This is a genomic window from Leptolyngbya sp. FACHB-36 (genome assembly GCF_014695955.1).
Lineage (GTDB): Bacteria > Cyanobacteriota > Cyanobacteriia > Leptolyngbyales > Leptolyngbyaceae > FACHB-36.
The window spans coordinates 14,816-33,028 of record NZ_JACJPG010000591.1 but is presented as its reverse complement, the minus strand read 5'-3'; the positions used below and the strand labels follow the sequence as shown (position 1 = coordinate 33,028).

Annotated in this window: 13 protein-coding genes and 1 pseudogene; 6 read left to right on the top strand and 8 right to left on the bottom strand. The window is 52.8% G+C overall.

What is annotated here, in order from left to right; all coding sequences use genetic code 11:
- Both H6F43_RS17430 and H6F43_RS17425 read left to right on the top strand, forming a co-directional pair.
- Nucleotides 1-368: pseudogene (locus H6F43_RS17430) on the top strand (hypothetical protein); the annotation flags it as partial.
- A gap of 919 nt (nt 369-1,287) precedes the next feature.
- A complete protein-coding gene (locus H6F43_RS17425; protein WP_190343981.1) occupies nt 1,288-3,693 on the top strand; it encodes a GAF domain-containing hybrid sensor histidine kinase/response regulator in 2,406 nt (801 codons plus the stop codon).
- 353 nt (nt 3,694-4,046) lie between these two features.
- Here H6F43_RS17425 and H6F43_RS17420 read toward each other — a convergent pair whose 3' ends face one another.
- Entirely contained in the window at nt 4,047-4,487 is a 441-nt protein-coding gene (locus tag H6F43_RS17420) for a hypothetical protein (protein ID WP_190343980.1), read from the bottom strand.
- Between the two features lie 251 nt (nt 4,488-4,738).
- On the opposite strand from H6F43_RS17420, the gene H6F43_RS17415 reads away from it, so the two are divergent.
- On the top strand, nt 4,739-6,733 hold the full coding sequence (locus tag H6F43_RS17415; protein WP_190343979.1) for an alpha-amylase family glycosyl hydrolase: 1,995 nt from the start codon (nt 4,739-4,741) through the stop codon (nt 6,731-6,733).
- A 434-nt stretch (nt 6,734-7,167) separates the two neighbouring features.
- Here H6F43_RS17415 and H6F43_RS17410 read toward each other — a convergent pair whose 3' ends face one another.
- Nucleotides 7,168-7,848 carry a PTPA-CTERM sorting domain-containing protein gene (locus tag H6F43_RS17410; RefSeq protein ID WP_190343978.1) on the bottom strand — a complete coding sequence of 227 codons (681 nt, stop codon included), beginning with the start codon at nt 7,846-7,848 and terminating at the stop codon, nt 7,168-7,170.
- A gap of 267 nt (nt 7,849-8,115) precedes the next feature.
- Entirely contained in the window at nt 8,116-9,567 is a 1,452-nt protein-coding gene (locus H6F43_RS17405; RefSeq protein ID WP_190343977.1) for an LCP family protein, read from the bottom strand.
- A 218-nt stretch (nt 9,568-9,785) separates the two neighbouring features.
- Here H6F43_RS17405 and H6F43_RS17400 point away from each other — a divergent pair, with 218 nt between their 5' ends.
- Nucleotides 9,786-11,153, top strand: a complete 1,368-nt coding sequence (locus H6F43_RS17400; RefSeq protein ID WP_190343976.1) for a 16S rRNA (cytosine(967)-C(5))-methyltransferase — start codon at nt 9,786-9,788, stop codon at nt 11,151-11,153.
- A 76-nt stretch (nt 11,154-11,229) separates the two neighbouring features.
- A complete protein-coding gene (locus H6F43_RS17395; protein ID WP_190343975.1) occupies nt 11,230-11,646 on the top strand; it encodes a TerB family tellurite resistance protein in 417 nt (138 codons plus the stop codon).
- 3 nt (nt 11,647-11,649) lie between these two features.
- Here the strand turns inward: H6F43_RS17395 and H6F43_RS17390 are convergent, their stop codons facing one another.
- The 5 genes from H6F43_RS17390 to H6F43_RS17370 all read right to left on the bottom strand — a co-directional run bounded on the left by H6F43_RS17390 (nt 11,650) and on the right by H6F43_RS17370 (nt 17,212).
- Nucleotides 11,650-11,859, bottom strand: a complete 210-nt coding sequence (locus H6F43_RS17390) for a hypothetical protein (protein ID WP_190343974.1) — start codon at nt 11,857-11,859, stop codon at nt 11,650-11,652.
- Between the two features lie 229 nt (nt 11,860-12,088).
- On the bottom strand, nt 12,089-14,428 hold the full coding sequence (locus tag H6F43_RS17385; protein ID WP_190343985.1) for a PBP1A family penicillin-binding protein: 2,340 nt from the start codon (nt 14,426-14,428) through the stop codon (nt 12,089-12,091).
- Between the two features lie 250 nt (nt 14,429-14,678).
- The gene (gene chlG, locus H6F43_RS17380; protein WP_190343973.1) at nt 14,679-15,710 is read right to left on the bottom strand and encodes a chlorophyll synthase ChlG; all 1,032 of its coding nucleotides are present in this window, start codon (nt 15,708-15,710) and stop codon (nt 14,679-14,681) included.
- 14 nt (nt 15,711-15,724) lie between these two features.
- Entirely contained in the window at nt 15,725-16,822 is a 1,098-nt protein-coding gene (locus tag H6F43_RS17375) for an ArsA family ATPase (protein WP_190343972.1), read from the bottom strand.
- A 198-nt stretch (nt 16,823-17,020) separates the two neighbouring features.
- Nucleotides 17,021-17,212, bottom strand: a complete 192-nt coding sequence (locus H6F43_RS17370) for a cytochrome b6f subunit family protein (protein ID WP_190343971.1) — start codon at nt 17,210-17,212, stop codon at nt 17,021-17,023.
- A 160-nt stretch (nt 17,213-17,372) separates the two neighbouring features.
- Between H6F43_RS17370 and hisF the strand changes: the two genes are divergently transcribed.
- Entirely contained in the window at nt 17,373-18,152 is a 780-nt protein-coding gene (gene hisF / locus H6F43_RS17365; RefSeq protein WP_190343970.1) for an imidazole glycerol phosphate synthase subunit HisF, read from the top strand.
- Nucleotides 18,153-18,213: the final 61 nt, after the last annotated feature.

The window sequence follows — 18,213 nt, the reverse complement described above, 5'->3', positions numbered from 1 at the left end:
GTCCTGGTCAGGCAAACCAGGAGATTGGAATTGCCAGCACTGGACGCCAAATTGACGAAGTTTTTGATGTTGAGTACGAACCGGGCGATTTGCCGAAGGGAACCAAGCGGGTGCTGTTCCGGATTCAAATCAAGATTCTCAAATTGCCAACTCAGCCGACCTCAGTCACGATCAATCAAATCATCGACTGCATCGAAACATTCCTTAGTCCTGCTACAGAGCAAGACACCTGGCAACCCACTATCCAGGGACGCATTGCTAACATGCACTGGGACCAAAAAGCTAAACCAACGCCGCTTCTAGTGCTGGAACAAACGCAAGAAGGCAGCAACGTTACATTCCGCACAAATCGGATGGCGCACAGCTAGATAGCTGCTATTAAGTCACTAATAGCTGTTAACTTATCGTGCTAATGCGCTTCAAGAAACAACTGCGCCAAAAATGCGATTCGTAAGCTTAAAGTTTCAGCAATCAATCTCTACATAACATCTTTATCGCGCATCGATACTGTTCTGCTGTGGTCGATTCTATACGCTTGGTAGTTGAAGAATCGAAGCGAAGTATTGCTCACTTGAGTTGAGCATTCTCCATTCGTTAAGATGCGTTGATTGATAACTGAGACAGACTCAAATTCGTTCTTTTTTAGCCTAATTCTCTCAAGAGAATTGCTGGTAATCGCACCCGAGTGCGTCACCAAAACGATCGAATGTTTTCGCTACGATCGCCTGCACTTCTCCGGTGCCATACCCTTGAAATTGTGCACTTGCAATTCTGTCGATCGCTTCATCAACTGGGTTCAGTGTGTTGCCACTAGAACCGGAAATAATTGCTACATCGGATACCTACCCCTCGCCCTCGATCGGTGCAGTCACTCTGGCTAACCAGACGCCATATTACCTATCAGTTTGCTATCTTGTTCTATTATCTGAGAAATCATTGGTGCATTCTTCAGCTAAGTAATTGAGCGCTGCCCTTAGTCCTACTCATCACTGAACAGCCTACTGCAACGATCGCAGAGATTGCCTTGATCTTTCCGCTGCTTCAGCAGTTGGTCTACTCCTTCACTTTCTCCCTTAACTGTCATTTACGCTACCGCTGTCACCGCTCGATCACTAAATTGTGTAGATTGATGAATCGAGCGCTCATAGCAGAGTGCTAGCGAAAGCGTTGTGCATCTATCTGAACGAGATTGAGTTGAGCACTGTCTTAACCTCCAGAGGCTGAAGCTGGACACGTCACCGCTTAGTGAATTCGCTCTACATCTAGAGCCACTTTCTGTAAAAAAACATGCTGGAACTGGTTAAGAATCTGCTGTCGCCCAGTCAGTATATCCCTCATGGGCATTGCTATCTGTGGCAGACTCCGCTGGTGTGGCTGCACATCGTTAGCGATGGACTAATCGCTATTGCCTACTTCTCGATTCCAGCCATGCTGATTTACTTTGTGCGAAAGCGAGGGGATATTCCGTTTTCGCGGGTGTTTGTGCTGTTTGGGGCGTTCATTGTCCTTTGCGGCACGGGGCACCTACTCGACATTTGGACCCTCTGGCATCCTGCTTATTGGCTGTCTGGTGCAGAGCGGGCAGTTACCGGGTTGGTTTCTTGCTACACCGCCTTGCAACTGGTTGAACTGCTGCCCCAGTTTCTATCGCTCAAAAGCCCAAAGCACCTAGAGCAAATTAACCAGGAGTTACAAGCCGAAGTCGCTAAACGCAAGCAGGCTGAGGCGATGCTGGAGGTGCGGGTCGCCGAGCGAACAGCAGAGCTGGTTCAGACGAACGCTGTGCTGCAAACCGAAATTCAGGAGCGCATCGCGGCGGAAGCCAAACTCCAACTCGTGGCAGAGCGAGAACGAGCAACCTCACTTGTGATTGAGCGGATGCGCCAGAGTTTGGATTTGGATGCCATTTTTCGGGCGACTACAGAAGAGTTGCGGCAGGCAATTCGATGCGATCGCACCCTAATTTATCGGTTCAACTCCGATTGGAGCGGACAGGTGGTCGCCGAGTCAGTTGCTCAAGGCTGGAATGCTGCTATCTCAACCGTGGCTGAACCTGCGCACCCGACTAAGGTCGCAGTGGACCCGTCCAACTCTAGTGTTATGCCGCTCAATCACACAGAGGGTGCACCCCAGAATACTTACCTGGAAGAAAATGAGGGTGGGCTGTATCGCCACACGTCCAACCTCTGCTGTGTGACAGACACTTATCAGACAGAGTTGGATTCCTGCTATTTGAAATTGCTGGAATCGCTACAAGCGCGAGCCTATGTCACGATTCCTATTTTCTGCGGCAGCCAACTCTGGGGCTTGCTTGCGACCTACCAAAACAGCGGTTCCCGCGAATGGCAAACGGCTGAAATTCAAATGGTGACGCAAATCGGCAGTCAACTAGGCGTTGCTGTCCAGCAGGCAGAACTGTTTGCCCAGACTCAGGAGCAAGCGGAAGCCCTCAAGCACGCAAAAGAGGCGGCGGATGCTGCAAACCGGGCAAAAGGCGAATTTTTGGCGCGTATGAGTCATGAATTACGGACTCCGCTCAACGTGATTTTGGGACTCACTCAGCTACTCAACCGAGATCACACGCTCACCGTTGAGCATCAACACTTCTTGCAAACGATCGGTGACAGTGGCGAGCATCTGCTGAGCGTGATTAACGAAGTCTTAGAGATGTCCAAAATTGAAGCAGGAGGATTGACGTTTCAAGAAACGACGTTTAATCTGCACCATTTACTAGAGGGCTTGAGAGCGATGCTGCACTTTCGAGCCGCATCTAAAGGGCTTCAGTTAAGCCTTGAGTACAGCCCTCACTTACCGTCCATCATTAAAACGGATGAAGGAAAGCTACGCCAGATTTTGATTAATTTATTAGGAAATGCAATTAAGTTCACAAATCAGGGAAGTGTGACGCTGCGAGTCAAAGAAATTGAAAATTCAGAATTAAAAATTCGAGAAGACAATGCCCAATTGGGCATTGTCTTTGAGATTGAAGACACTGGACCTGGCATTGCGCCCGATGAGGTCAAGCAGTTGTTTAAACCGTTTCAGCAAACCCAAGCGGGGTTAAAAGCAAACGAAGGAACTGGTTTAGGTTTGGCAATTAGTCAGAACTATGCTCAGCTACTCGGTGGGGAAATTGGCGTTCACAGCCAACTTGGGCAGGGTTGCGTATTTTCCTTCTGTATTTCTGCTACCCTCGCTACCTCAGCCGAACTGAAGTCTCATTCGTCTCCTACGATCGTTGGCAAAGTGATTGGTCTTGCGCCTCAGCAGCCCAGCTATCGAATTTTGATTGCAGAAGATAGCCCATCAAACCGTTTGGTACTCATGAAACTATTGACGAAAATTGGGTTTGAGCCGAGAGAGGCAGTCAATGGTCAGGCAGCGATCGACCTCTGGCAGACCTGGAAGCCTCACCTAATTTTTATGGACCTTCAGATGCCAGTCATGAACGGCTACGAAGCAACGCAGCAAATTCGGACCTGGGAAGCTGAAACAACTTGCAGCGAGGCAATCCGCACAAAAATTTTGGCTCTGACGGCTAGCGCATTTGCTGAACAGCGTCAAGACATGTTAGCCGCGGGCTGCGATGACTTTATTCGCAAACCGTTCAAAGTTCAAGAAATTTTTGAGAAGATTGCTCACCATCTCGCCGTCAAATACCTCTACGAGACGGAATCGAATGCAGCAGTATAGCGTTTCCAATTCAGCGAGATACGCCGCCAGAACCTACCCCTCCTAGAAGGGAAAAACCTCGCTCTCTCTCCGAAACGGGGAGGGTTTGGGTAGGGGCGAATGTACCTCAACAGAGCGAGAATTGCTATTAGTCGATCGGGTGTTCAGTGTCGCCCCATCTGCACTAGGCTGAATCAATTATGGGACAGCCATACTGCTATTCCAGTATTCCAGCAAGCAAGATGCTTACCTTACGGGTCGGGTATTGATTTGTGTTCACTCTGATTAGCCATCTTATTAGCCGCTCGCTTGATTGGTTCGCTGTCTCCACATCAACGGATCGATCGTTTGATGCTTACTGCTGGCTAATAACGTCAGCCTTGCAGTGCCTCTAGCAGCACATCCCAAAACACTCCATTCTGCACAAATAGTCCAAAACGCACTAGCAACGGAGCGCGCGGATTCACGTTTAGCTTCTCAAACGAGATTGGAACGATAATGAGTGCAATTAGCGCCGCCAGCAGCAGTGTAGGCTGCACTTCCTGTCCCCGAATCATGCCGCTGCAATACACGCCCAGTAGCACCCCGACATACATCAGTAGTTGTTCGGCGATCGACTGGTCGCCCTCGTCATGACGGGTCAGCGCAGCCCAGCATCGCTCCATCAGATGCTCCAAGCGGGTATCCGACGAATTTGTGGTGTTCAGTCGCCAGCGCTGCTGCACGGCTCCTCGAATATCTCCGACTCGACGATCGTTCCCTCGTTTTGCCTGTGTCGTGCGTCGGTTCAGGTCAAAATGTTTCAGCAGATTCATCGTTTGTCCCTTGAGCGTAGTTGTACGATGCATCGTGACCGGAACTCCAAGCTCTAGGAAGGAGGGCGATCGAGTTAAGTTCCGTCAACCGGACGACTACGGGCAATTTGGACCAAAACTTTATCAATGTGAATATTTTGTTTTAGGAGCAAAGAGATAAGAGACTTTTCCTGCATTGTCTTCGTTGCTCATTCGCTGCCCGCCCCGTGATCTCCATTGCATAATCGGAGCAGTGAATCTGACGGACTCCTATGCCCGCTGATCTTCTGACTCGTAAGCAAACTCACTTCGTTCTTTGGCGTCCGGGTAGCGTGGATGCGCCGACGCTGTTCATCGGACCGCAACCGCAACCAACACCCGAAGCACCCAACAGTTTTAGCTTTGAACCGTTCCGAGAAATTCCGCTACGCCCCTCGCCAGAGTTCCCAGACCTGTGGGATGCTGCCGCGATCAACTGTGGACTGACAGACGGGACGGTGTATTTCTACTGGTTTAACATCCGCGATACTGATCCCTACACTCAAACAGGTCAGCGCCTCTACATCACCGACCCAATCGCGTGGACGGTCGATCGACGCTTTCTTGCCCCAACGCCGAAAGATGCCAACGCCGCTGCAAGTGGCGACCCGGCTAGTGTCGTGCTGTATCAAAACGGGCAGTTGGTGCCGTGCGATTCCACTGGACAGCGGGTGGACTGGCGAGGGGATGCATCTCCTGCTACGTTTGCTTCCAACAATCGACTGGTGATCTACGAACTGCCGCCTCGCTGGACGCGGATTCGCTCGACGGGTGCGATCGAATCGGGCATTGGCACCTTCCAAGATGTGCAGGCGTTAGTAGTACCAGGAAAAGCGTCTCCGAACTTTTCTACAGTGGCAGCCCTAAACGATCGAGCGCACCTGCTGGAGTTGGGCGTCAACGCCTTGGAACTGCTGCCCGTTTCCGATAGCGACGATATCCTCAACTGGGGCTATGGTACGGCAAACTATTTTGCAGCAGATTTTGATTTAGGATTCCCGGACAACCAAGCAGCGCCCACTGCGTCAACGGATCTCGCTACGCTGATCAAACTCTGCCATCAGCAAGGGCTGCGCTTTTTCTACGATGCCGTGATGGCATTCTCTCGCAACAATCCCTACCGCAATCTGAATTTTCTCGATTTTTATGTGCAGGCAACCAGCGGCGACCCGGAGCAAATCGCTCGTGAGGGATTTGGCGGCGACTTGTTCAAGTACAACTACCGCGTTGAGGGCTACCATCCCATTACAGGTAAGCTAGCGTCTCTTGTGCCAGCGCGAGAATACATGCAGCTAATGCTGACGCACTGGATGGAGTTCTATCGACTGGACGGCATCCGCCTCGACAGCGTGAACAACATTGGCAGCTATGACTTCGTGCAAGAGTTCAAAGACCGTGCCCGATCTCTGTGGCAAGAGCGGGCAGGAGGACTGGGCGATCGGTTTCTCGTCGTCGGCGAAGACCTGAGCGTGCCGCTGGCGCTGGTGCGACAGAACCGCGTCGATGGCTTATGGAACGAGACCTTTAAGCAGCTTGTCCGGCAGGTGATTCTGGGACGCGGTGGCGACAGCTTTGAGCAAACCGTCCGCAGGCTAATCGACTGTCGGCTGCTGGGATTTAGCGATGGAACGCAGGCAGTAAACTATCTCACCTCCCACGATGTCGGCGGCTTTGGCAACGAGCGGCTTTACAACTGGCTCGCCAACAACGGCGTCACGAACCTAGAGACCCGGATTAAGCTGGCATTTGTGTGCTTGCTGACAGCAGTAGGGATTCCGATGATTTTGGCGGGCGATGAGTTTGCCGACCAGCAAGACCTGGATATTGCCCAACTGCCCCAGGGTGACACCAACAAGCAAATTGACCCCGTGAACTACAGCCGTCTGTCTGACGATTGGCGGCGGCGCGTCTTCGACTATGTGGCGCGGCTGGTTCGATTTCGGATCGCCTCTCCAGCACTCGCCGTGAATGACACCCAATTTCTGCACAGCGACTTCTCAAATGGCAGACGGATTCTGGTTTGGCAGCGGGGAACTGGATCGGACATTGCGATCATTGTGGCTAACTTTTCGGACATAGGTGTTGCTGAATACAGCGTTCCGAATTGGGCACCAACTCCAGCGGGAAAGCGCTGGCGCGAAGTCACACAGGACCGGGAAGTCGCAGACGGTTTCGTCAATCGAGAGGCGATCGTCCCTTGGGAAGCCAAGGTGTACACCTTGGTTTAGCGCGTGTTTTTCTTGGTGATCGTGGACTGGGATCTGAGTAAATCGCACAAATTCTGCTGAGTGATAGAGGTAATGTCAAAGGTTTCTAAGACACACTCAGAATACAGATTAATCGCTACGTCCATTAAGGTTATGGCTAATCAACGACCCACAAAAACGCTCAGTTTATTACCCACTCGAGCACAGCTACAGGCGTTTCTACAGTCTAAGGGTATGGATCCCGATCGACTGAAGTCCATGTCTTCCTGGGAACAAGTCCAACTGACGAGAGAGTACCAGAAGACGCTTCAGCATTCCTAAGCTCAATGCCTACAGCAGACAGGCGACTGAGTAGGGAGCTATATCGATCGTGCAAAGATTTGTGATGCGTCTGGATGAGGAATGAGTTGCGATCGTCCTTTGGCTTGCTGAGGGGCGATCGCCATTTGTAATACCTACACCTTTTGTTCTGAAGCTGCTTGTGCCTTGCGCTTTCGCAGGATACCCAGACCTAACCCAACTAGCCCTGGCAGTAGGGCAGGCGTGGGAACCGCTGTGACTGGAGAGGGGTCAGAGAAAATGACTTCAGTGTAAGTCTGTCCATAAGCTAGGTAGGTGCTTGTGCTGGAGTCGAAGGACGAAGCTTCAGCGAAGAAGGTAGACTCCAGAGATCCGTCGTCGTACTGCACCAGAGATGTGCCGGCGAAAAAACGGTTTTCTCCTGAGTAGTCGTACGCAACGATGCGGCGGCTTTTTTCTTTGGTTTGCCCGTAAGCAGGATTTTGCCGAAATTCTCTCCAGATCAGCCTGTAATCATTTCCGGGAGTGCTGAAATCATACGTCAGACTAACTGGTCCAGAATTGAGCACGAGGCTGAGCAATGGCACCGAACTATACGAATAGAAGCTAAAGAACTCGCTGCTGCTGGTAGTGGTTGTGATGTTGTCGCTGTTGTAGGTGTAGTCGGCTCTGAAGCTCTCTCCCACACTGAAACCATCCTCCTCATCGTAGTCATACTGCCAAATTCCGGTGGCTTGTCCACCTAGAATGGGGGCTTGGGCGGCGGTTGAGATGCTAACAGTTACAGCAGCGGCGATCGTGGCGGCAGGAAGCAAAATCCACTTGAGATTGAACATGAGTTGGAAAACTCCAAAAAGGGTGAATGTGATGGTAGATTCCCTTGTTTGGAAGTAAACACTCGACCGATCTGCTAAGTCTTGCAAAAGACCCACTGGTCATTCTGGTTATTCACCATGATTTGTAGCTTAACTGCTATGTTTAGCGATCATCAGTCTAGAAGGGTCCGACTTGAAATTTGACCCTCTGAATGTGAGGATTTGCAGGAAATAAAGAGCAAACAACGGCTGAAACACCCGTTCCTACAACCCGCTTTTCAGCCTGAGCTAGTAGGCGATGCTTGAGGGCTTAGCCGGATTGGCAGACTGCTGCGATCGTGCGTGCTTTCTTAACCAGTCTTGACCGAGTTGAATGGTTACGTCCGAATCTAATTCGCCCGTACTCTCGACGCGAACTTCGCCAAATCCAAGAACGCGGCGAACGGCTTCAGCGCTTTCAGCGTTGCCCTGCTGAGCGATGATACGAGTGACAGCCAGTGGCTCTGTGTAGGGTTGAGCGTTTACGACGTTACCGTAGCCTGCGGTGCCAAGCTTGCTAACAAGGGTTTGCACCGCATTCGCCTGGCGAGTGCTGTCCTGAATTGCGACCCGGAGAGCACCAGAGGAGTTATCAGCAGGTACCACTGCGCCGACGTCGAAGTGCTGCGCCATTAGGGTGGTGATGCGATCGGCACTAGGCAACCAGTAGCTGGCATCGTACTCGCCTGGCTCGCTGAAGGTCCCTGGCACTGTGAGCATTTGAACATTCGATCGACTTGACTGCGACGCGAATCCGACCAGCGCCACCAGCTCCTCAACGCTGAGGTTCGTGTCTACATAGGACTGAATCACCGAAAGGATTTTAGGCAAGCGAGCGATCGTGGCTGGATTCAGCGTTTGCTCCATCAGCGATCGCATGACCATTTGCTGCCGCTGAATGCGGCCAATATCCCCGTACTCGTCGTGGCGGAAGCGCAACAGTTGCAGCGTCTGGTCGCCGTTGAGGTGTCGCTGTCCAGCTTTCAGGTTGATGTAGAGGTGCTGACTTTCATCGCGGTACTTCATGTCCTTAGGCACGTAGACCTTGACACCGCCAAGAGCATCAATTAGCGCTTGCACGCCCTGCACGTTGATGGTGACATAGCGATCAATGCCAATTCCACCTAGAAGGTCGCTCGTTGTTTTTGCCGCGAGTGCCGGACCGCCGTCTACGTTCGCCTCATTAATTTTCTTAACGCCGTAGCCCGGAATTAAGGCGCGCGTGTCTCTAGGAATCGACAGCACCGACAGCTTCTTGGTTTGCGGACTGAACCGGAGCAGCAGCATCGTGTCGGTTAGCCCATCAAATGAGTTAACGAGCGCATGGTACTTGAGATTAGCCATGCCTGCGGGCGGTTCTGCCAAGTCAGTTGTCAGAACTTTGACGCCCAAAATTAGAATGTTCACCGGACGAGTCAACTCCGGCAGCTGCAAATTGCCGCTCGTCGAGATGCGATCGCCCTTGGAAAACACAGACGACTCTGACGGACTTAGTTTGCGCTGCATCAACGGGGTGCTGGTCAGCGAAACGGCCAGCAATCCCCCTGCTGTCGCTGACACCAGCGCAATTCCTGCCAATCCGAATATGAACCAAAGCCAGCGCAGCTTCCCGTGCTTAGCGCGTTTCTTTAAAGCCGCTGGTGGCGTCTTAACGGGTTGTAGCTTGCGCGATCGCGACGACGGACGTTGATTTGGAACCACTGACTTCCTCTACCCACACAAAACGATGCCCAAAATCATATGCAGCCCTGCTTGGAGGCAGTATAGACCGTTTTTCCATTCAAGAAATATAGTCCTCTAGCAGTATTCACGGTCTTTCAGACTCTGCTAAACCTGAGCTGCATGTTAACAACAATTCTCCAAAGTGCCGCAAAAATTAGCCAGGATAGAAGTAATTAGAAATCGTTACTAGGTTTTTTGTGGCTCAATCGTCTCGACAACTTGCGTTTTGGGTGCTGCGGTCTGTACAAAAAGGCGCCTTTGCTGATGTTGCTCTGGACAAAGCGCTCCAGCAAGCAGATTTAAAGCCGAGCGATCGAGGCTTGCTCACCGAACTCGTCTACGGCTGTATTCGACGGCAGCGCACCCTCGATGCCCTAATCGACCAGTTTGCCCAGCGCAAAGCGCAACCGCCCGATCTCCGCCTGATTCTACAGGTGGGGCTGTACCAACTAATTTTTCTACAGCAAATTCCAGTCTCCGCAGCTGTCAACACCACTGTTGATCTAGCGAAGCAGGCTGGATTCCCTGGTTTATCAGGCTTTGTAAATGGGCTATTGCGGCAGGTTGTGCGGCGAGTTGAAGCAGAAGGCGGATGGGAACATCTGTTGCCATCTGTGGCAAATCCGGTAGAGCAGCTAGGCGTGCAGCACAGCTACCCAGATTGGATTGTTCAGGTTTGGCTGGAGCAGCTGGGATTAGACGAAACAGAGCGGCTAGGCGAGTGGATGAATCACCCACCGCACATTGACTTGCGGGTGAACGCGCTGCGATCGACGGTGGAGACAGTGGAATCTGCTTTCCAAGCGGCAGGCATCGAGGTGCACCGTGTGCCGCATTTACCCGACGCACTGCGGCTGTCCGGTCCTGTCGGGGCGCTTCAGGCACTACCCGGCTACGAAGACGGCTGGTGGATGGTGCAGGACAGCAGCGCTCAACTGGTTAGCTATCTGGTGGACCCGCCGCCGGGAAGCGTTGTCATCGATGCCTGCGCAGCTCCGGGCGGAAAAACGCTGCATTTGGCAGAGCGAATGCACGATCGCGGCACGGTCTGGGCGTGCGATCGGGCGGCATCTCGTCTAAAGCGACTTCAACAGAACGTGGAGCGGCTGGGGTTGCAGTCGATCAAGCCTTGCGTGGGCGATAGTCAGGACTTACCGCAGTTTGTCGGATTGGGCGATCGCGTGCTGCTAGATGTACCCTGCTCTGGATTGGGAACGCTGCATCGTCATGCGGATGCCCGTTGGCGACAAACGCCAAACTCTGTACAGGAACTCTGCGACCTTCAGAAAGCACTTTTAGATAATGCTGCAACGTGGGTGAAACCTGACGGTGCGCTGGTGTATTCTACCTGCACGCTGCATCCCGCCGAGAATGAGCAACAGATTGAGGCGTTTCTGGCTCGTCACCCGACTTGGCAAATCGAACCGCCCAATCCGCGATCGCCGCCTGCCGCATTTGTCACTTCGGAAGGCTGGGTGAAGGTGTGGTCGCATCGACACGACATGGATGGATTTTTTATGGTGCGGCTGCGGCGGAGTGAAGAAAGTGAGGAGGAAGCAGCGTAGCTCAGTACAATAAAGCTGATAATCTCTGTCTTAGATTTGCAAGACGCTTGTACTCTTTCACCCCGCACCTCTAGCGATGTCAAACACTAAATTGCTGATTAAGATCTTGATAGGGGCTGCCTGGATCGACGGCAAAGTTCAACCAGAGGAGCGGGACTATCTGCAACGTCTGGCAGCGCAGCACAAGGTCGCAGATGAGCCAGATATCTATCCGCTACTGCATGAGCTAAGAGCCATCAAGCCCGAGGAGTGCTATGGCTGGGTTCAAAATTATTTAGGCGAAGCTCCGAGCTTAGAGCATTATCAGCAGCTTGTAGAAGCAATCAGCGGATTGATTTACAGCGATGGCACAATCACAACTGAGGAAGCCCGCCTGTTAACAGATCTACAAAACCTTGACCCAGCGACGGGTTCGACGGAAGCTAGCTTGCCCCCTGTGCTGAAAGCAATTCGCACCGTCTACCAACGCTGGGTCTCTACGTTAAACGCTTAGCAGTTACAGACCAGGATTTTCCTCTTTTTTCACTTCTGGCACAACGTCGGGACGCTCTTTGTTTTCCCAACCGACTGGGCGCTTAGAGTTGTACCAAGCGATCGATCCAAACGTAACAGCTGCAATAAAACCAACAACATAAACAAGCGTAAACGATACAGGAAAGTGCATTCCAGTGTTAGTGGATACATCCAGTTCCATTAATAGATTCATTGATTAAACTCCTTTCGATGTCAATCCTAGGGCTAGAGTACAAGACTGAGCATAGCAGGACATCTCTCATGGGTTTGATCCCCATGAACAAGATCCCTGGGGTGTCGATCGTCTCAGACGCCCTGCTAATGTTCTACCGGAAGAATTTTGATGGGTCCAAGACCCTCAAATTTAACCCTAATCAACTTCCTAGCTCTTAAATACTTGTCCAATGTAGTTTGATAGACCACTAGTTGCCTGCAGGCGCTGCTGGTGCAGGCTCTGCAGCAGGTTCCGGAGCAGGAGCCGTATTCTCAGGAGGCGGAGCTACGGGTTCTGGATCGGCAGGAGCCGGTTCTGGATCGGCAGGAGCCGGTTCTGGAGCCGCCTCAGCCTCTACCGGGGGTTCCTCTTCTCTGGGCGAGTAGTCCTCGGATGGTGCAGCGGGTGCAGGCTCATCATAGCCGCGCTCCCAAGAGCGTTCTGAGCCACCAGAATACCCCTCGGACTCTGGTTCAGGTCCGCGCCCAACGCCGATGCGGGCATTGTTGATCTTCTTGGCTTTAATGCTGCCCTTGCGTCCCTCTAGTTTGGGAACGTCGGGGAATTGCTCAACAGGCAGCTTTTGAACAACGACCTTCATAAAATCATGCCAGACGGTTGCTGCCGTACTGCTGTAGCTATAGGTCGGACTGTTGTCATCATTGCCGAGCCAGACGCCCGTGACCACTTGTGGAATAAAGCCAACAAACCAAAGGTCGCGCGCTTTCTCAGAGGTGCCCGTTTTACCTGCTACTGGACGACCAAGCTGAGCGGCACGCCCGGTGCCGCTGTTGACAACGTTCTGCATCATCCACGTCATGATGGCGGCACTGACTTTATCGACTACGCGCTTGCGTTTGATGTCACCGTCGTAAAGCACTTGCCCCTTGCGATCGACAATCCGGCGAATCGCATGCGATTCTACGTGTTCTCCTTGAGCCGCTAGGGTTCCATAGGCGCCGGTTAGCTCTAACAGGTTCACCTCTGACGCCCCCAGCGCCAGCGAGTAGGTCGGCATCAGCTTCGACTTAATCCCCATGCCTTTCGCCATGTTGATCACTGGATCAAAGCCGACATCCAGAATCAGCCGCACGGAAATAATGTTAATTGAGCTGGTCAGCGCATCCCGCAGCGACATCCAACCGTTGTACTTACGGCTGTAGTTCTGTGGCTCGTATCCGTCTACCCGCAGCGGGGCGTCCTGGTAGCTATCCCAAGGCGACATGCCCGTGGCGATCGCCGTCGTATACAGGATGGTTTTAAACGACGATCCTGGCTGTCGCTGAGCCTGTACAACCCGATTGAACTGGCTCTTAGCAAAGTCCGTGCCCCCGACCATTGCGCGGATCTCGCCATTGCGCGGGTTAATTGCGACTAATGCTGCCTGTCCAAACCCTTCGCTGGGTCCTGCATTCTGCACCGCATTTCTGACAACTCGATCGGCTGCCTTCTGCCACTGAGGATGCAGCGTGGTTTCTACCGTCAATCCTCCAATCTCAAGTTGCTCTTTCGAGACATATTTGGGCAACTCCTGCTGCACAAAGCTGGTGAAGTATGGCGTATCGCTGTAGAGCTTCTTGGGCACCTTTGGATTCAGCGTGATTGGCTGCGCACGCGCTGCCTCTGCTTCAGCCGAAGAGATATAGCCTTGCTCGACCATGCGGTCCAGCACGATGCCGCGACGCTCCTCGGCAGATTTGCGGTTGACGATCGGTGAGTACTCGCTTGGTGCAGGAGGTAAGCCTGCGATCATCGCGGTTTCGGCAAGGGTCAGTTGATCAACTGTTTTACCAAAATAGACCCAGGCAGCATCCGCAACGCCATAAGCACCTGACCCTAGGTACACCAGGTTCAGGTACTTCTCTAAAATCTGCGGCTTGCTCAGTTCTCGCTCAATTTTCTGAGCCAGAAACGCTTCTTGCAGTTTGCGCCACATGCTGCGCTCTTGGTTTAGGTAGACAACCCGCGCGAGCTGCTGCGTGATTGTGCTGGCACCTTCTACCACGTCTCGTGCGACCAGGTTTGAGGCAAGCGCTCGAACGATCGATTGGTAATCTACGCCGTTATGTTGGTAAAACCGCCGATCTTCAGCGGCAACAAAGGCTTTGACGACGCGAGCGGGAAGTTTTGCATAGGTCAACTTGTCGCGAGTCGCGGGTCCTAGCTGCTGAAGCACGGAGCCATCGGCTGCCCGAATGGTAAGGGTGCGATCGCGAACAAAGCTAGAAATATCTGCGGTGTTGGGCAGGCTGCGCTCGATCGTCCAATAGCCCCATGCCAGCACACCTCCCCCACCTCCCAGCAGCAGCAGCAGCCAGAAGCGACGGTTGCGATACAGCGGTGTCCGCGGCAGCAGTTGACGCAGAGGCGTGAGGACTTGCTTTAGCTTGCCGGAACGCCGTTGATTGCGCGATCGCGCCGGAACTTGCGACTCAGATTCAGATAAATGACGAGACGAAATTTCGTTTCGCAGAGTATCGGATGGTAGTGAGCCTGAACCATTAAATCGAGTTGAGATGTTTTTTAGCTTTGAAAGAAAGTTTTCCACCTGCGCCTCACCACCACCCAGCAATTATTGGTCCTTATTGTACGGGATTTAGGTTAGATGCTTGTCCCAGAGCACCTGAAATCCTACCGTGTCCAATTTGTTAGCAGAAGCCCTTATCGATCCAGATCGAAATCACACGACCACGTTAAACTCCGAATCCCCTAAAGTTCAACCGTATCGCATCAATTCCTCCGTCACAGTGGCACAACCGTTGCCTGGAAGTGTGTAGCTTATTTAACTGAATTAGTGATTAAACACCTGCCTGTCCCAGCGCCAATGCCGTTACTAACATGCCAAGTACCAGAAAGGGTTGGGCACTGGCTTGGTATTTCACGTCGTTCTCTAGAGGATTGCGGAGGAAATACATATCCTGAAAGGTAATCTGCGGAATGATCAGCAGCAGCAGAATCGCCGCGTACCGATTCTCATGAATCCGAATCAAATAAGCCGCCACGCCTGCTTGAAAGATATCGATCATCAACACACAAAGCCAAGCGGCAGTCATGACTCCGAACATGACCGGCAGCGATTTTAGACCCAGTTGCTGATCGCCCTGAACGCTCTTGAAGTCGTTGACCACAGCAATTCCCAAGCCTGCCAAGCTGTAGAACAGCGTTAGCAAGACGATCGTCCAGTTCAAATCACCAAACAGGGCATGTCCCGTCCACCAGGGAATAGCGATGTAGCTAGCCCCTAAGGCATAGCCGCCCAACCAGCCGTTCCGCTTCAGTTTTAATGGTGGAGCCGAGTAGATATAGGCAAGAAAGGAGCCGCCGATCGCCATGACAGTAATGGTGGGGAACTCGTGTCCTGCCCAGCGATCCAACGTGAACGCTAGCCCAATGCCCGCAATCAGCAGCACCCACACCTGTGTCACCACTTGAGGCAGCGAAATCGCGCCAGAGGGAATCGGACGGTAAGGTTCGTTGATGGCGTCGATGTCGCGATCGTAAAGCTCATTGACGGTCTGGGTATAACCTGCCAGCAGCGGACCCGCCAGCAGCATACAGGCGGCAGAAATCAAGCCGTTTTCTAGCGTCCAAGTGTAGTTGCCAGAGGACGCTGCCCCGCAGATCACGCCCCACATCAGCGGAATCCAGGTAATCGGCTTCATCAATTGCAGCCGGATTTTCCAAATCGAGGTGTCGCCTGCTTTCGCACCGCGCATCCCTAAGATTTGCCGGACAGCCGATCCTTGAGTGGTTGATGCGTCGATGTCGGAGGGTTCGTCTGCCCCGGCTTCTACGATCGGTTCGGCTGGAGAAGAATTCAGGTCAGGCATCGCAGTTCACCAAGTTAGAACGAGATGATCAAAAAATTGTCTTGGAACTTAGCACCCGTCACGGCGCGTCCGCGAAGCTCATCGGGTAGAAACACATTGCGGCGCTGGTCGCCTGCCTCGATCGTAATTTCAGGTCCAGATTGGGTCAGCTTCACCTGCTTTTTGTCAAAGCCCGGCAGGAACAAGCTAACTTTGCGCTCTGCCACGTTAACCGCGATCGGGCGAGGAACCTGCGTCGCCTGATCAAAATCAGGTAGCGCGTCGATCAGCGGTTGCCAGTCGTTGACGGCTTGCGTTGGTACCGCGTGAACCGTCAGTGGCGCAAATGCCTCAGAGAGATTGTCGCTGCCGCTGGCACGGTTGAGAATCACGCCGCCCACGGTTAAACCGACTTGCTGCGCACTACCCCACAGGTATTTTGCTGTGGCAATCTCGGCTTCATCGCTCGTCGTTACCAAATAGGCAGCGATGCGGTTGGGGTCGGCGATCGCGGCGCGTCCCTGTTCTAGCAGATTGTTCGCTTGCTGCGCCACGGGCTGATTGAACATATCGCCCGACCAGTTAACGTTTAGCACGGCAGCCGCGATCGGCTGGATAAACGGCGACACCGTTTTGCCCAAGTCAGAGTCAGCGAACACGTTGCGGAATCGGCGCACGTACCAACTAGCGATTTCTGGCATTCCCAGCATTCGCAGTGTTGTCTGGTCACCTGATCCGTCATACACGATGACATCGTAGCTGCCGCTGCTGTCGTACTCCCGAATGGCATTCAGCGCCAGAGCACTGTCCATTCCCGGTAGCACACCGAGTTCCTGCCCATACACATCTTTAAAGAACGGCGTGCGGAGGTACTGCGCCTCTAGCTTTTTGACATCTTCCCAACTGCGCTCCAGCAGTGTCGTCGTCTGGAACTGCACCACCTGTAGATTGGGTTCAAGCTCCTGCGGATCAGCGCTGGGGGTTATCCCCAACAGCAGCCCCAACGCGGGTCCAGCATCCTGTCCTGCAAACAAAACCCGCTTGCCCTGACGTGCAAATCGCTTCGCGGCGGCGAGCGCAATCGTCGATCGCCCAACGCCGCCTTTTCCTAAAAACGTCAAAATTAAAGCCATATTTTTAGCGTCCCAAGCCAAACGGTGCAACAAGTCAGTGATTCGCAAAGCTCCTGACTGACGCAATACGCTCAGCGATGGATCACTGTCTCCTATGGTAGCGATCTCGTTTTAGTCGTTAACCAACTGATTGTGGTTTAGTTGCAGGAATGCTAACCGCTGAGTGACCAAATCACCATAAACCTAGCCCTTGAACGCCTACACTGACTCCACTTCGTCCTCAAAAAACCAGGTGGCGGACTGATCCTCAAACTGAATTAGGACGCCAACTCCGCTGCCATCGGTCATTCTAAAGTCGCGGATTGTGCCCACTTGACCGAGTTTTTTAATGATGACCGCTGAGACGCGATCGCGCAATCGACGCACGCGAACTTTCTGACCGACTTCCATCGTAATTCCAAGACTATAGACCAAACCCCAGTGTATCAGCGTCGTGTACCCGATTCAGCCGCTGACGAAACAGAACCTTAAAACTCCTGGGTTAGCCTGCAATGATTAGCAGTATTGAACGCTACAATCCAGTGTCTCAGCGGTTTTTTCCGGAGTTCCCATGTTAGCTAAGCGAATTCTGCCCTGTTTAGATGTCAAAGCCGGACGAGTCGTCAAGGGCGTGAATTTTGTTAATTTGCGCGACGCAGGCGATCCCGTCGAACTCGCGCAGGTTTACAACCAAGCCGGAGCAGACGAACTCGTGTTTCTGGACATTACAGCGACCCATGAGGACCGCGGCATTATTTTTGATGTGGTGTATCGCACCGCAGAGCAGGTGTTTATTCCGCTAACCGTCGGCGGCGGCATTCAAAACTTAGAAACCATTAAACAATTGTTAAGAGCCGGAGCCGATAAAGTCAGCATTAACTCGGCTGCTGTTCGCGATTCGAGCTTGATTAACCGCGCCAGCGATCGCTTCGGGCGGCAGTGTATTGTAGTCGCGATTGATGCGCGTCGGCGTCCTGACCCGCAGAATCCGGGCTGGGATGTTTATGTGCGCGGCGGACGAGAAAACACCGGACTGGACGCGATCGCTTGGGCACAGGAGGTCGAGCAGCGCGGTGCCGGAGAATTGCTGATCACTAGCATGGACGCCGATGGAACCCAAGCAGGCTATGACTTGGACCTAACTCGAACGATCGCTGAGCGAGTGCAAATCCCAGTCATCGCTTCTGGTGGCGCAGGCACCTGCCAGCACATTCATGCGGCGCTGACGCAGGGCAAAGCGGAAGCAGCGCTGCTAGCATCGCTGCTACATTACGGAACGTTAACGGTTGCTCAAATCAAATCTTACTTATCTGAGCATAATGTTCCCGTCCGAGCACACTCGTTCCGATAGCAAAATCTGCGTTGTGGCGTTTGCCACTGCGGCTCAGTAAAGGGATGCCATTTCTAGAGCA

Excerpts from the sequence above, each read along its gene's own strand:
- H6F43_RS17370 (WP_190343971.1), bottom strand. The coding sequence starts at position 17,212 with ATGGAAGTCGGTCAGAAAGTTCGCGTGCGTCGATTGCGCGATCGCGTC.
- H6F43_RS17410 (WP_190343978.1), bottom strand. The coding sequence starts at position 7,848 with ATGTTCAATCTCAAGTGGATTTTGCTTCCTGCCGCCACGATCGCCGCT.
- H6F43_RS17375 (WP_190343972.1), bottom strand. The coding sequence starts at position 16,822 with ATGGCTTTAATTTTGACGTTTTTAGGAAAAGGCGGCGTTGGGCGATCG.
- H6F43_RS17395 (WP_190343975.1), top strand. The coding sequence starts at position 11,230 with ATGTCAAACACTAAATTGCTGATTAAGATCTTGATAGGGGCTGCCTGG.
- H6F43_RS17415 (WP_190343979.1), top strand. The coding sequence starts at position 4,739 with ATGCCCGCTGATCTTCTGACTCGTAAGCAAACTCACTTCGTTCTTTGG.
- H6F43_RS17425 (WP_190343981.1), top strand. The coding sequence starts at position 1,288 with ATGCTGGAACTGGTTAAGAATCTGCTGTCGCCCAGTCAGTATATCCCT.
- H6F43_RS17390 (WP_190343974.1), bottom strand. The coding sequence starts at position 11,859 with ATGAATCTATTAATGGAACTGGATGTATCCACTAACACTGGAATGCAC.
- H6F43_RS17420 (WP_190343980.1), bottom strand. The coding sequence starts at position 4,487 with ATGAATCTGCTGAAACATTTTGACCTGAACCGACGCACGACACAGGCA.
- chlG (WP_190343973.1), bottom strand. The coding sequence starts at position 15,710 with ATGCCTGACCTGAATTCTTCTCCAGCCGAACCGATCGTAGAAGCCGGG.
- hisF (WP_190343970.1), top strand. The coding sequence starts at position 17,373 with ATGTTAGCTAAGCGAATTCTGCCCTGTTTAGATGTCAAAGCCGGACGA.